This is a genomic window from Pseudomonas kitaguniensis (assembly GCF_049199985.1).
Lineage (GTDB): Bacteria > Pseudomonadota > Gammaproteobacteria > Pseudomonadales > Pseudomonadaceae > Aquipseudomonas > Aquipseudomonas kitaguniensis.
In genome coordinates, this window is record NZ_JBLZPT010000012.1 from 78561 (window position 1) to 91299 (window position 12739).

A 12739-nucleotide genomic window follows, 5' to 3' on the forward strand; every position below is an offset into this window, starting at 1 on the left:
GCTAATTAATCCCGCGCAGAACGGAGTACTACAATGATCGCGTTTAGCCTCGCTTACACCCTGCATGTATTGGCCGCCCTGATCTGGGTGGGCGGTATGTTTTTCGCCTGGATGATCCTGCGACCCGCCGCAATGACGGCACTTGAGGGCCCTGCCCGGCTAAAGTTGTGGGTAAATGTATTTCAACGTTTTTTTGTGTGGGTGTGGGTGGCCGTTGTGGTTTTGCCGATCAGCGGTGTGGGCTTGCTGCAACTGCGTTTCAGCGGGTTTGAAACCGCGCCGCGTTATGTGCAAGTGATGATGGGCTTGTACGTGGTGATGACGGCGCTGTTTATCCGCATTCAAGCGTTGAAGTTCCCGCAGTTGCGCGCAGCGGTGGCGGCCGAAGACTGGCCGGCGGGCGCGGCTGCGCTGGGGGAGATTCGCAAGCTGGTGGGGATTAATCTGATTATCGGCTTGGTGGTGGTGGCGATCGCTTCGGCTCGCCCGATGTTCTGAGGGCGCGCTTTTTGTGTGGCGGCGGGCTTGCTCGCGATGGCATCAACTCGGTATGCCTGATGGTCCGAGGTGCCTGCATCGCGAGCAAGCCTGCTGCCACAGATGCGCTTAAAGCCTCTGCACAGTCACAGACCCAGCTGGCCCCGCTACGCCTGGCTGGCCTTCCAAACCTGGCCGGCCCTTATCACCGCCATCAGCCCGGTAAACCAGGCAACCCTTGGACTGCCCGCCTCTACCCGGCTTGCCAGCCGTACCCGCCAAACCACCCGCGCCACCGTCAACCCAAACCTTGATGTTCTCAGCCGGGAAACTCTGCGGCAGCTCAACCCGCACCTGCGCACCGGCCGCGCCCGGCAGCCCGTCGCCGCCGTTATCGCCATTGGCCCCGCGCCCAGCCGAACCCCACGTACACCCCGGGTCCTCACCATTCGCGCCATCCAGCCCGGCATAACCTTGCGCACCCGCACCGCCGCGCGCATCCACCGACAACTCTTCGGCGGTCAGCGCATTAATCCGCAACGTCAAATCACGCCCCGCCCTGGCGGGTTTTTCATGCGTGCCGGGCGCCCCGCGCGAGGTAATCTGGCTGCCATGGTCCAACTGCGCGTTGCGCACCTGCAGTTGCAGCCCGGTATTGCCGGGGGCGATGGCGATACGCGCTTCACGCCCCAAGTGCAGCTCGTCGATGCTGACCTGGCTGATCGTTGCCGGCACCAACAACGTGCCGTAATCGGCCACATCCAGGCGTTCCAGTTGCAACACACTGGTGCTGCTGGGCAGACGCATCAACGAATTGGTTTCAACACTGACGCTCTGAGCCAGGGCAATGGGGCTGACCAACAGGGCCAACAGAAAAACCTTACGCATGATTGGCGTCCTTGTTCATTTGATTAACCGCTACAGACATCGACAGGCTGCGCACATGGAACATCCCCACCAGCAGAATCTGCAAGCGGTCACGCCAAGGGTGTGCACGGTGTTTCAAGCTACTGTTGAACAACAATAACTCTAATAAGTGGGTAAGGAGCAACAGACTGCCGGCCAGGTTGACCAACAGGTGAAACGGATTGGCCAGTGGCCGGAACAGATTGACGACCACCACGACCCAAAACAGCAACGTGAGAAATTTTCCCAGCCCCCAAAACACCTTCATCGTGCATGCCCCCGCCCATTATTCTTTGGGCGCACAGTACCGACTTCTACAGGCCATTTGCCAGTGAAGCTTGAAAAAATTTGGTGAAGGGCTTGATGAAGGGGATGAAGGGACAGTTGGCGCGGCTCGCCAGCAATACCCCTGTGGCAACCCCAGGGGCAAATACCGTCAAGGGTAGCGCTGTACGCATGATGCTCATCTGATTTCTCTTGGGAGGATCGGCGGGGGCCGACGGGTGGATTAAACACGGCTCTTTTCATCCGTGCCAGTCAGCCGCCCCCCGGTTTTATTGACGATTTTCGCCTTCGCAGGTTTTTTCAGCGTCGCGCGCTCTAGGCCCGCACGCTCAGCCGCGCTAGTCTCTAGGGTCATGATGTGAGGATCTCTGATGACCGCTGGTATTTCTTCCCGTACGCCACAGCAGCGTTGGCCGCGTTGCTGGCTTTGCACCGGCCCAAACGTCTGTTGTTATTGGGTGCCAGCCAGTTTCCGGCGCTTGAGGCATTCCAGGCCAAGCACCCGGACACCCAAGTGTCCATCGCCCCGCCCGGGCCGTTGCCTGCGCCATTGGCGGCGCAGCGTTTTGACTTGGCGCTGGTGGTCGACTGCCTGGAACACCTGTCAAAACCACAGGGCCTGACCTTGCTCGGCGGCATTCGCAACCTGAATGCCAGCCGCATTGCCGTGCTGGTGGACCTGAGCGCGTGTGGCTGGCAGGAAACCGACTTTTTCTCCCTGGCCCTGCAAGCCGGCGAGCGTTTCCAGCGCGATGATCAGGTTCTGACGCTGTTTACCTATGATCTGCTTGACTATAAACAGGTGCCCGATTGGCTCAATGCGCGCTTCTGGGCCAACCCGGAAAACTTCGGAAAGTATTGGTGGTAACCCGATGAGTACATCCATTTGCCCCTGCGGCAGTGGCAACCTGCTGGATGCCTGCTGCGGCCATTATCACGCCGGCCACCCGGCGCCCTGCGCCACGGCGCTGATGCGCTCGCGCTACAGCGCCTATGTACTGGGCCAGGTGGATTACCTGGTAGCGACCACGCTGCCTGCACAACAGGCCGGCCTGGACCGTAACGCCATCAGCGCCTGGAGCGCGCAAAGCACCTGGCTCGGGCTTGAGGTGGAAAGCTCCGAAGTGTTTGGCGGCCAACCGGAGCATGCCTTTGTGACCTTTACCGTGCGCTGGCATGACAGCACCGGTGAACACAGCCACCGTGAACAGTCGTCTTTCGTACAGCATGACGGGCGCTGGTACTTCATCGACCCAACGGTGGAGGTGAAGGTCGGGCGCAATGATGTATGTTTGTGTGGCAGCCAGCAGAAATTCAAGAAGTGCTGTTCCGCCTACCTCTAATGACCTCACAGGGATAACGCCATGCTCCGGATTTACAGCTTGATGCTGGCGTTGGCCCTGAGCTTGACCGGCTGCGCCTCGTGGTTTGAAGACGATTCGCCGCCGCCTCACGTCGCGTTGGTGAAAGTCGAAGTGGTGCGCGCCAAATTGCTCGAACAGAAGTTCAAGCTGTACTTTCGCGTGGACAACCGCAACGACGAAGACCTCACGGTGCGCGGCCTGATCTACAAAGTCAGCCTGGGCGACTTTGTGCTGACCGAGGGCGAGTCCAACGAATGGTTGACCGTTCCGCCGCGCGGTCACGCTTTTTTCAGGGTGTCGGTGCGCACCAACCTCTGGCCGCAGATACGTGACGTGGTGCAGATGCTGAAAAACCCGAGCAAGCCGGTGCCCTATCGCCTGGAGGGCGAGTTGAAAACCGGATTATTCATCGGTTATGACGTGCAGGTGGCTCACAATGGCGAGATAATCCCCGGCGATTTTATTCCGGAGCGACATCGATGACTCAGCAACCCCACGTGCATGGCCCTGACTGCAATCACGATCATGATCACCATGATCACCATGATCACGACCACGGCCATGTCCACGGTCCGAACTGCGGCCACGCTCACCAGGAGCCGGTGCGCAACGCGTTGAAGGATGTTGGCCGCAACGATCCTTGCCCCTGCGGCAGCGAGAAAAAATTCAAGAAGTGCCACGGGGCGTAAATTACTCCCCGATGCGGCCGTCACGCTGAAGATCTAATGGTGGGAGGGGCGGTTCAACTGGCTCCCTTCCACATTTAATCGCCGGTGAAAGGCGTCTAAGGTTAGACGCAAATATTTGATTGAATTTTCGTGCCGCCAGCATCACCTAATCCTATAGGCATTGGCTTATTTGGAGAGCGGCATGATTGACCTGTACTACTGGACAACGCCCAACGGGCACAAAGTATCGCTGTTCCTGGAAGAAGCCGGTCTGCCCTACACGGTGCACCCCGTCAACATCGGCCAGGGCGACCAGTTCAGACCGGACTTTTTGAAGATAGCTCCGAATAACCGCATCCCGGCCATCGTCGATCAGCAACCGAGCGACGGCGGCGCGCCGATTTCGCTGTTCGAGTCCGGCGCCATCCTGTTGTACCTCGCGGAAAAAACCGGCCAATTCATTCCAAAAGACCTGCGCGGTCGCCAGGAAGCCCTGCAATGGCTGTTCTGGCAAATGGGCGGGCTGGGGCCAATGGCCGGGCAAAACCACCACTTCAGCCAGTTCGCCCCGGAAAAAATCCCCTACGCGATCAAGCGCTATGTCGAAGAAACTGCGCGTCTTTACGGCGTATTGGACCGACGCCTGGCGGATCGAGCGTTCGTGGCCGGTGAGGACTACAGCATTGCCGACATGGCCATCTACCCATGGATTGTGTCGCACAAATGGCAGGGCCAGCGCCTTGAGGACTTCCCGCACGTGCACCGTTGGTTCAACAGTATTCAGCAACGGCCAGCGACTGTTCGCGCGTATGAACTGGTGCAGAAGGTCAACCCGCCCAAGGCCTGAGCGCAACATTCACTCGATGCAATGTGGGAGCGTGCATGCTGACTCCCGCATTGCGCGGCCCAAGACTCAAGATCTCACGCTTAACCTAAACTCCTGCTTGCGTCGCTTCGCCGCGCTCACTAACGTAGCGCCTTTAATGACGCTACCCCCCGCAGGAGCTTTGCCATGGCCTCGCCAGCCCTCTCACATTTTCTTCCCCGATTCGGCGTTGCCGCGGCAGTGGCCAGTGCATTAAGCCTGGCCGGTTGTCAGCTCCAGAGCACCCAGGACACCCTGCCGCCGGTTGCCGGCGTGCAGCCGATCAAAGGCTTGGCGCAGAATGTTTCGGTGCGCCGCAATGCCCAAGGCATGCCGCTGATCGAAAGCAACACCTTCCATGACGCGCTGTTCAGCCTCGGCTATGTGCACGCCAGCGACCGCATCACCCAGATGGTCACCTTGCGCCTGCTGGCCCAGGGCCGTCTGGCGGAAATGTCTGGCCCCCAAGTGCTGGATGTCGACCGGTTCATGCGCGCGGTCAACCTGAAAAAAAGCGCCGGCGAGCTGTATAACGCCTCGTCGCCGCGCCTCAAGCGCTTCTTCGAAGTGTATGCGCGTGGCGTCAACGCCTACCTGTTCCGCTACCGCGACAAGCTGCCGGCGGACCTCGCCCAAAGCGGCTACAAGCCCGAATACTGGAAGCCGGAAGATTCGGCGTTGTTGTTCTGCCTGCTGAATTTCAGCGAATCGAGCAACCTGCAGGAAGAACTGTCGTCGCTGGTGCTGGCGCAAAAAGTCGGCATCGACAAGCTCGCCTGGCTCACCCCAAGCGCACCGGATGAAGCGGTGCCGGTGGCCGAAACCGACAAGCTCAAAGGCGTCAACCTCAGCCAGATCACCGGCCTGGCCGGGCTGGACACGGTCAGCCAGCAATTAACCAGCCTCAACGCGTTGGCGGTGACCACTTCCAGCAACTGGGCCATCGGCCCGCAACGCAGCCGCAGCGGTAAAAGCCTGCTGGCCAGCGACCTCGCGGCCCAGCCGCAAGCGCCGTCGCCGTGGAGCTACGTGCAGATTCGCGCCCCCAAATACCAGGCAGTTGGCGCCTCGATTGCCGGTCTGCCGACGCTGTTGTCGGGTTTCAACGGCAAAGTCGCGTGGAGCATGAGTTCGGTCAAGGGCGACACTCAGGACCTGTTCCTGGAGAAGGTCAAACGCCAAGGCAGCGCGCTGTATTACGAGAACAACGGCAAGTGGCTACCGGCGCTCGTGCGTAACGAAACCTACCTGGTCAAAGGCCAGCGGCCACTGCGCGAAGTGGTCTACGAAACGCGCCACGGCGCCTTGCTCAACAGCAGCCAGGCGTTGACCACAGGTTTGGGCCTGGCCCTGCAAACCGCCGACTTCAAAGACGACAAGAGCCTGGACGCGTTTTTTGACCTGTCGCGCGCGCAAACTACCGCCAAGGCCTCGGACGCAACGCGTGAAATCCGCGCCATCGCGTTGAACATGATCTTCGCCGACGCCAGCAACATCGGCTGGCAAGTCACCGGCCGTTTCCCCAACCGCCGCGAAGGCGAAGGTTTGCTGCCCTCGCCGGGCTGGGACGCGCGCTTTGACTGGGACGGTTACGCCGACGCGATGCTGCACCCGTATGATCAGGACCCGGCCCAAGGCTGGATCGGCACCGCCAACCAGCGCACCGCGCCGCGCGGCTATGGCATGCAATTGTCGAACTCTTGGGATGCCCCGGAGCGCAGCGAACGCCTGGCGCAACTGGCCAACGCCGGCAAGCATGACACGCGCAGCATGATCGCCATGCAGTACGACCAGACCACCACGTTTGCCGCCAAGCTCAAAAGCATGTTCCAGGCGCCAGGCATGGCCCAGCCGCTGAAACAGGCGATTGACGCATTGCCGGCGGCCGACCAAGCCAAGGCACGCGAAGCACTGAGCCGCCTGATGGCTTTCGACGGTCGCCTCGTAGCCACCTCCGCCGACGCGGCAATCTATGAACTGTTCCTGCAGGAAAGCACCCGGCAGATCTTCCTCGACGAGCTCGGCCCGGAAAACAGCGCCAGTTGGAAAGCCTTTGTCAGCAACGCCAACCTGTCGTACTCGGCGAACGCCGACCACTTGCTGGGCCGTGAAGACAGCCCGTTCTGGGACGACGTGCGCACCGCACAAAAGGAAGACAAACCCGCGATCCTCGCGCGCAGCCTCGCCGCCGCGATCAGCGCCGGCGACAGCCAACTGGGCGGCGATCACAAGGCCTGGCAGTGGGGCAAACTGCACAGCACCACGTGGAAGAACATCAACGGCCAGGTCATCCGAGGCCCATTCGCCAGTGGCGGCGACCACAACACACTGAACCCGGCACCGTATAGCTGGGGGCAAAGTTTCGACACCACCCAAGTGCCGGCGCTGCGCATGATCGTCGACTTCGGCCAAGCCGAACCGATGATGGGCCAAGGTGGCACCGGCCAGTCCGGCAACCCGGCCAGTGCGAACTACGCCGACGGCATCGACCCGTCGCTCAAGGCGCAATACCTGAGCTTCCCGATGCAGCCGCAAAACTTTGACAAGGCGTATGGCAAGACGCGCTTGACGCTGACGCCCGGCAAATAGACGGGCATTTGCGCCTATCCGTTAGTGGGGAAACGGGGCGCTTCTCAGATCAAAGTCACAAGCCGAACCCGGTCAACGGTGTGCTTGTGTGGGAGCGGGCTTGTGTGGGAGCGGGCTTGCTCGCGATGGCATCAACCCCGGTACGCCTGATTTACCGAGGCGCCTGCATCGCGAGCAAGCCCGCTCCCACAAAAAGCAAAAGCAGCTCTGCTGTGCCTGCAAAAGCCGCCGTTGATCTGCTTCAACCACTCAGGCCGCTACAGCTGTAGCGCAGCGCCCACCTTCAATCTGATAGAACTTCTAGCCCCACACCCGCCTCATACCTGATAAGCCCACACCCACGGCACGCCCATGGATCTCGTCATCGCCCGGCCCGAAGGCCTCTACTGCCCCGCTGGTGATTTTTATATCGATCCCTGGCGCCCGGTTGAACGCTCAGTTATCACCCACGCCCACGGCGACCACGCCCGCACCGGCAACCAGCATTACCTCGCCGCCGCGCCCGGCGAAGGCATTTTGCGCTCGCGCCTGGGCCAGGACATCAACCTGCAAACCCTGGCTTACGGCGAAGAGCTCGTACACCACGGCGTCACCTTAAGTTTTCACCCGGCCGGGCATGTACTCGGCTCAGCCCAAGTGCGCCTGGAGTACCAAGGCGAAGTATGGGTGGCTTCCGGCGATTACAAAGTTGAACCCGACGGCACCTGCGCGCCTTTCGAGCCGGTGCGATGCCATACGTTTATCACCGAATCGACCTTCGGCCTGCCGATCTACCGCTGGCAACCGCAAGCGCAAATCTTTGCCGGGATCAACGACTGGTGGCAGGCCAACATCGCTGCCGGCAAAGCCAGCGTGTTGTTCTGTTATTCCTTCGGCAAAGCCCAACGCATCCTGCATGGCATCGACGCCAGCATCGGCCCGATCCTCAGCCACGGTGCCGTGGAGCCGCTGAACCGTGTGTACCGCGAGGCCGGTATCTACATTCCCGAAACGCTCTACGCCGGTGAGTTCAACAAGGCCGACCCACTGCTGCGCCAAGCCTTGATCATCGCCCCGCCGTCCGCCGGCGGCAGCAGTTGGATAAAGCGCTTCGGCGACTACAGCGACGCTTTCGCCAGCGGCTGGATGCGCCTGCGCGGCACGCGGCGGCGGCGCGGTGTGGACCGGGGTTTTGTGCTCTCGGACCATGCCGATTGGCCGGGACTGTTGTGGGCCATCGAACAAACCGGCGCCGAACGGGTGATGGTCACCCACGGCTCCGTCGGCGTTTTGGTGCGCCACCTGCGCGAGAAAGGCCTGGACGCCCAAGGCTTCACCACCGAGTACGGCGATGACGAAGAAGAGGCCACCGCATGAAGGCCTTCGCCGAGTTGTACGCCAACCTCGACGCCACTACCTCCAGCAATGCCAAACTGGCCGCGTTGCAAGCTTACTTTTTGCAGGCTGCGCCAGAAGACGCGGCGTGGGCAGTGTATTTCTTGTCCGGCGGGCGGCCGCGTCAATTGGTGCCCACGCGCCTGCTGCGCGATATGGCCACCGAAGCGTCGGGCATCGAAGCGTGGCTGTTTGAAGAGAGCTACCAGTCGGTGGGCGACTTGGCCGAAACCATTTCGCTGCTGTTACCCGAATCGGCTTACACCTCGCAAGACGGGCTGGCCGTGTGGCTGGAAGAAAAGCTGCTGCCCCTGCGTGGCTTGCCACCGCTGGAACTGGCCGAACGCTTGCCCGCGTTATGGGCACAACTGGATCAACCGAGTTTGATGGTCTGCATCAAGTTGATCACCGGCAGTTTTCGCGTCGGCGTGTCCAAATTACTCGTCACCCGCGCGCTCGCCGCCATGGCGGATTTGGACAGCAAACGCGTGGCCCAACGGTTGGTGGGCTACACCGACCTGTCGAACCGTCCGACAGCACAGGGTTACCTCAAGCTGATCGCCGCCGAATCATCCGACGAACATGCGCAACGCGGCGGTCAGCCTTATCCGTTTTTTCTGGCACATGGGCTGGCGCAACCGGTGGAGCAGTTCGACGCCTTGCTCGGTTCGCCGACCGATTGGCAGGTGGAATGGAAGTGGGATGGCATTCGCGCGCAGTTGGTCAAACGTGAGGGCCGGCTGTGGATCTGGTCGCGCGGCGAAGAGTTGGTCACCGAGCGTTTCCCTGAGCTGCACAGCCTGGTCAGCGGCCTGCCGGATGGCACGGTGATCGACGGTGAAATCGTGGTGTGGAAGGACTCGGTACAACCGTTCGCGCTGCTGCAACAGCGCATCGGCCGCAAGACCCTGAGCAAAAAAGTCCTAGAGGATGCACCGGTCGCGGTGCTGGCCTACGACCTGCTTGAGCATCAGGGCGACGACTGGCGCAACCATACGCAAGGTGAGCGCCGCGCCCAGCTTGAAAAAGTCATCGCGGCCTGCAATCAACCGGTGCTGCAAGCCTCGCCGCTACTGACGGGCACGACGTGGCAGGCGCTGGCCGAACAGCGTGAAGACTCGCGCCGCCTCGGCGTGGAAGGCATGATGCTCAAGGCGCGCGACGGCCTGTACGGCGTGGGCCGCACCAAAGACATGGGCGTGTGGTGGAAATGGAAGGTCGACCCGTTCAGCGTTGACGCGGTGTTGATTTACGCGCAGCGCGGGCACGGCCGACGGGCCAGCCTTTACAGCGACTACACGTTTGCGGTGTGGGACGGCGCGCCCGGCAGTGAACGCACGCTGGTGCCATTTGCCAAAGCCTATTCAGGCTTGACTGACGAAGAAATGCGCAAGGTTGATGCGATTGTGCGCAAAACCACGTTGGAAAAGTTTGGCCCGGTCAGCAGTGTGACCCCAAGCATGGTGTTTGAGTTGGGCTTCGAGGGCATCGCCTTGTCCAAGCGCCACAAGAGCGGCATTGCGGTGCGGTTTCCGAGGATGTTGCGCTGGCGGCAGGATAAGCGCGTGGAAGAAGCCGACACGCTGGTCACGCTGCAGGACTTATTGAGCTGAGATAAATCTCCAAGCGGGCTTGCTCGCGAATGCGATTGTTCAGTTACAGATGAGTTGACTGACCCGACACATTCGCGAGCAAGCCCGCTCCCACAATCCGATCTGCGCATGATCCAAAACAGTGCGCTCAATTTTCGACGCCCATTTTCGGGCATCTCCTACACTCATAACGGCCTTATCCCACCTTTTAAAACGCTAATTCGCAGCGACATTCGGAACTATGGTGCAGAAATTGCTACTTGTGATCCGTCTGACAGCGTTCAGTAACAGTCCTAAACGCGCCACAAGCGCTTATCTTGGTTTCCAGGGATTACATAATGAAAAAAGCATTGCTGACCCTTTCTGCACTGGCTCTGTGCATGGCTGCTGGTGTTGCCACAGCCAAGGAATACAAGGAATTGCGTTTTGGTGTCGACCCTTCCTACGCGCCGTTCGAATCCAAGGCGGCTGACGGCAGCCTGGTGGGCTTCGATATCGACTTGGGCAATGCGATCTGCGCCGAGCTGAAGGTCAAGTGCAAATGGGTCGAAAGTGACTTCGACGGCATGATTCCAGGCCTCAATGCCAACAAGTTTGATGGCGTGATTTCCTCAATGACCGTGACCGCAGCCCGTGAAAAGGCGATCGACTTCTCCAACGAGCTGTTCTCCGGCCCGACTTCCCTGGTGTTCAAAAAAGGCGCTGGTTATTCAACGCCTGAGTCCCTCAAAGGCAAATCGGTCGGCTACGAGCAAGGCACTATTCAAGAAGCCTACGCCAAGGCCGTGCTCGACAAAGCCGGCGTGACCACCAAGGCCTACGCCAACCAGGACCAGGTTTACGCCGACCTGACTTCCGGCCGTTTGGACGCTTCGGTGCAGGACATGCTGCAAGCTGAACTGGGCTTCTTGAAGTCCCCGGCAGGCGCTGGCTACGAAGTCAGTGCGGCAATTGATGACCCATTGCTGCCGTCGAAAACTGCGGTCGGTATCAAAAAAGGTAACAAAGACCTCAAGGCCTTGCTGGATAAAGGTATCAAAGCGTTACACGATGATGGCACCTACGCCACCATCCAGAAGAAACACTTCGGCGATCTGAACCTGTACAGCGGTAAATAACACCCTGGCGCCCATCTTTTTCAGGTGGGCGCTTTTTTGTCGCCATAGGTCCTGAATTCATGTTTGAAAATCTTTTGCAAACCCTGGGGCTGAGTGCCTTCAGTTTGAAGGGGTTCGGCCCACTGTTGCTGCAAGGTACGTGGATGACCATCAAATTGTCGGTCGCCTCGCTGGCCGTCAGTGTGTTGCTGGGCCTGCTTGGCGCCAGCGCCAAATTGTCCCGCGTAAGCCTGATCCGCATCCCCGCCCAGCTCTACACCACCTTGATTCGCGGCGTGCCCGACCTGGTGCTGATGCTGCTGATTTTTTACAGCCTGCAAATCTGGCTGACTGGTTTTACCGACTTTATGGAATGGGACTACATCGAGATCGACCCATTCAGCGCAGGCGTCATCACCCTGGGCTTTATCTACGGTGCTTACTTCACCGAGACTTTTCGCGGCGCGATTCTCGCCGTGCCGCGTGGCCAACTGGAAGCGGCAACCGCCTATGGCCTCAAGCGCGGGCAGCGGTTTCGCTACGTGACCTTCCCGCAGATGATGCGCTTTGCCTTGCCAGGCATCGGCAACAACTGGATGGTGATGCTCAAGGCCACGGCGCTGGTGTCGATCATCGGCCTGGCCGACTTGGTCAAGGCGGCGCAGGACGCCGGCAAGAGCACCTATCAACTGTTCTATTTTTTGGTGATCGCGGCGTTTATCTACCTGCTGATCACCAGCGCCTCGAACTTCGTGCTGCGCCGGCTTGAACGGCGCTACTCCGCCGGGTCCAGGGAGGCCGTGCGATGATCGAACTTCTGCAGCAATACTGGCGGCCCTTCCTTTATAGCGACGGCCAACACATTACCGGGCTGGCTATGACCATGTGGCTGCTCAGCGCCTCGCTCGTCATCGGTTTTTTGGTGTCGATCCCGCTGTCCATCGCGCGCGTGTCGCGCAAACGCTACGTGCGCTGGCCGGTACAGTTCTACACCTACCTGTTTCGCGGCACGCCGTTGTATATCCAATTGCTGATCTGCTACACCGGCATTTACAGCATTGCGGCGGTGCGCGCGCAGCCGTTGCTGGATGCGTTTTTTCGCGATGCGATGAACTGCACCATCCTCGCGTTTGCGCTGAACACCTGCGCCTACACCACCGAAATTTTCGCCGGGGCGATCCGCAGCATGGCGCATGGCGAAGTCGAAGCCGCCAAGGCCTACGGCTTAAGCGGCTGGAAGCTCTATGCCTACGTGATCATGCCGTCGGCGCTGCGCCGTTCGTTGCCGTATTACAGCAATGAAGTGATCCTGATGCTGCACTCGACCACGGTGGCGTTTACCGCGACGGTGCCCGACATTCTCAAAGTGGCCCGGGACGCCAACTCGGCCACCTACATGACCTTTCAATCGTTCGGTATCGCTGCGCTGATCTACCTGACCGTGACGTTTGCGCTGGTTGGCTTGTTTCGCCTGGCGGAACGCCGTTGGCTGGCGTTTCTCGGGCCGAACCATTAAGGAGCA

Annotated in this window: 14 protein-coding genes and 1 pseudogene; 12 read left to right on the forward strand and 3 right to left on the reverse strand. The window is 60.1% G+C overall.

The annotated features are described in order from the left end of the window. Nucleotides 1-33: 33 nt before the first annotated feature. On the forward strand, nucleotides 34-498 hold the full coding sequence (locus ACOZK9_RS16320; RefSeq protein ID WP_152750322.1) for a CopD family protein: 465 nt from the start codon (nucleotides 34-36) through the stop codon (nucleotides 496-498). Nucleotides 499-606: 108 nt separating this feature from the next. Here the strand turns inward: ACOZK9_RS16320 and ACOZK9_RS16325 are convergent, their stop codons facing one another. From ACOZK9_RS16325 to ACOZK9_RS16335, 3 genes are read right to left on the reverse strand one after another with little or no spacing between them, the layout of a single operon-like run. Continuing rightward, entirely contained in the window at nucleotides 607-1365 is a 759-nt protein-coding gene (locus ACOZK9_RS16325; RefSeq protein ID WP_058412378.1) for a hypothetical protein, read from the reverse strand. Continuing rightward, nucleotides 1358-1651 (reverse strand): DUF1145 domain-containing protein, encoded by a 294-nt coding sequence (locus tag ACOZK9_RS16330; RefSeq protein ID WP_058412379.1) that lies wholly within the window; start codon nucleotides 1649-1651, stop codon nucleotides 1358-1360. The genes ACOZK9_RS16325 and ACOZK9_RS16330 overlap by 8 nt, the downstream gene beginning before the upstream one ends. Nucleotides 1652-1697: 46 nt before the next feature. Continuing rightward, nucleotides 1698-1850, reverse strand: a complete 153-nt coding sequence (locus ACOZK9_RS16335; RefSeq protein WP_172979841.1) for a hypothetical protein — start codon at nucleotides 1848-1850, stop codon at nucleotides 1698-1700. Between the two features lie 189 nt (nucleotides 1851-2039). Between ACOZK9_RS16335 and ACOZK9_RS16340 the strand changes: the two are divergent. The 11 genes and pseudogenes from ACOZK9_RS16340 (at nucleotide 2040) to ACOZK9_RS16390 (ending at nucleotide 12733) form a co-directional block, all read left to right on the forward strand. After that, a pseudogene (locus ACOZK9_RS16340) lies at nucleotides 2040-2536 on the forward strand (DUF6231 family protein). Nucleotides 2537-2540: 4 nt separating this feature from the next. After that, a complete protein-coding gene (locus ACOZK9_RS16345) occupies nucleotides 2541-3011 on the forward strand; it encodes a YchJ family protein (protein WP_058412381.1) in 471 nt (156 codons plus the stop codon). A gap of 21 nt (nucleotides 3012-3032) precedes the next feature. Continuing rightward, a complete protein-coding gene (locus ACOZK9_RS16350; protein WP_058412382.1) occupies nucleotides 3033-3515 on the forward strand; it encodes an LEA/WHy family protein in 483 nt (160 codons plus the stop codon). Then, nucleotides 3512-3721: an SEC-C metal-binding domain-containing protein gene (locus ACOZK9_RS16355; protein WP_065890089.1), complete on the forward strand. Its 210-nt coding sequence runs from the start codon at nucleotides 3512-3514 to the stop codon at nucleotides 3719-3721. The genes ACOZK9_RS16350 and ACOZK9_RS16355 overlap by 4 nt, the downstream gene beginning before the upstream one ends. A gap of 181 nt (nucleotides 3722-3902) precedes the next feature. Beyond that, nucleotides 3903-4547 carry a glutathione S-transferase N-terminal domain-containing protein gene (locus ACOZK9_RS16360; protein ID WP_152750318.1) on the forward strand — a complete coding sequence of 215 codons (645 nt, stop codon included), beginning with the start codon at nucleotides 3903-3905 and terminating at the stop codon, nucleotides 4545-4547. 165 nt (nucleotides 4548-4712) lie between these two features. Then, the gene (locus ACOZK9_RS16365; RefSeq protein ID WP_421556198.1) at nucleotides 4713-7154 is read left to right on the forward strand and encodes a penicillin acylase family protein; all 2442 of its coding nucleotides are present in this window, start codon (nucleotides 4713-4715) and stop codon (nucleotides 7152-7154) included. 351 nt (nucleotides 7155-7505) lie between these two features. Continuing rightward, nucleotides 7506-8510 carry a ligase-associated DNA damage response exonuclease gene (locus tag ACOZK9_RS16370; protein WP_421556199.1) on the forward strand — a complete coding sequence of 335 codons (1005 nt, stop codon included), beginning with the start codon at nucleotides 7506-7508 and terminating at the stop codon, nucleotides 8508-8510. Continuing rightward, nucleotides 8507-10141, forward strand: coding sequence for an ATP-dependent DNA ligase (locus ACOZK9_RS16375; protein ID WP_152751840.1), 1635 nt, complete (start codon nucleotides 8507-8509; stop codon nucleotides 10139-10141). Before ACOZK9_RS16370 ends, ACOZK9_RS16375 begins: the two co-directional genes overlap by 4 nt. Before the next feature lie 317 nt (nucleotides 10142-10458). Then, nucleotides 10459-11238 carry a transporter substrate-binding domain-containing protein gene (locus tag ACOZK9_RS16380; protein ID WP_058412387.1) on the forward strand — a complete coding sequence of 260 codons (780 nt, stop codon included), beginning with the start codon at nucleotides 10459-10461 and terminating at the stop codon, nucleotides 11236-11238. Between the two features lie 59 nt (nucleotides 11239-11297). After that, nucleotides 11298-12026: an ABC transporter permease gene (locus tag ACOZK9_RS16385; protein WP_421556200.1), complete on the forward strand. Its 729-nt coding sequence runs from the start codon at nucleotides 11298-11300 to the stop codon at nucleotides 12024-12026. Then, nucleotides 12023-12733: an ABC transporter permease gene (locus ACOZK9_RS16390; protein WP_058412389.1), complete on the forward strand. Its 711-nt coding sequence runs from the start codon at nucleotides 12023-12025 to the stop codon at nucleotides 12731-12733. The genes ACOZK9_RS16385 and ACOZK9_RS16390 overlap by 4 nt, the downstream gene beginning before the upstream one ends. Nucleotides 12734-12739 lie beyond the last annotated feature (6 nt).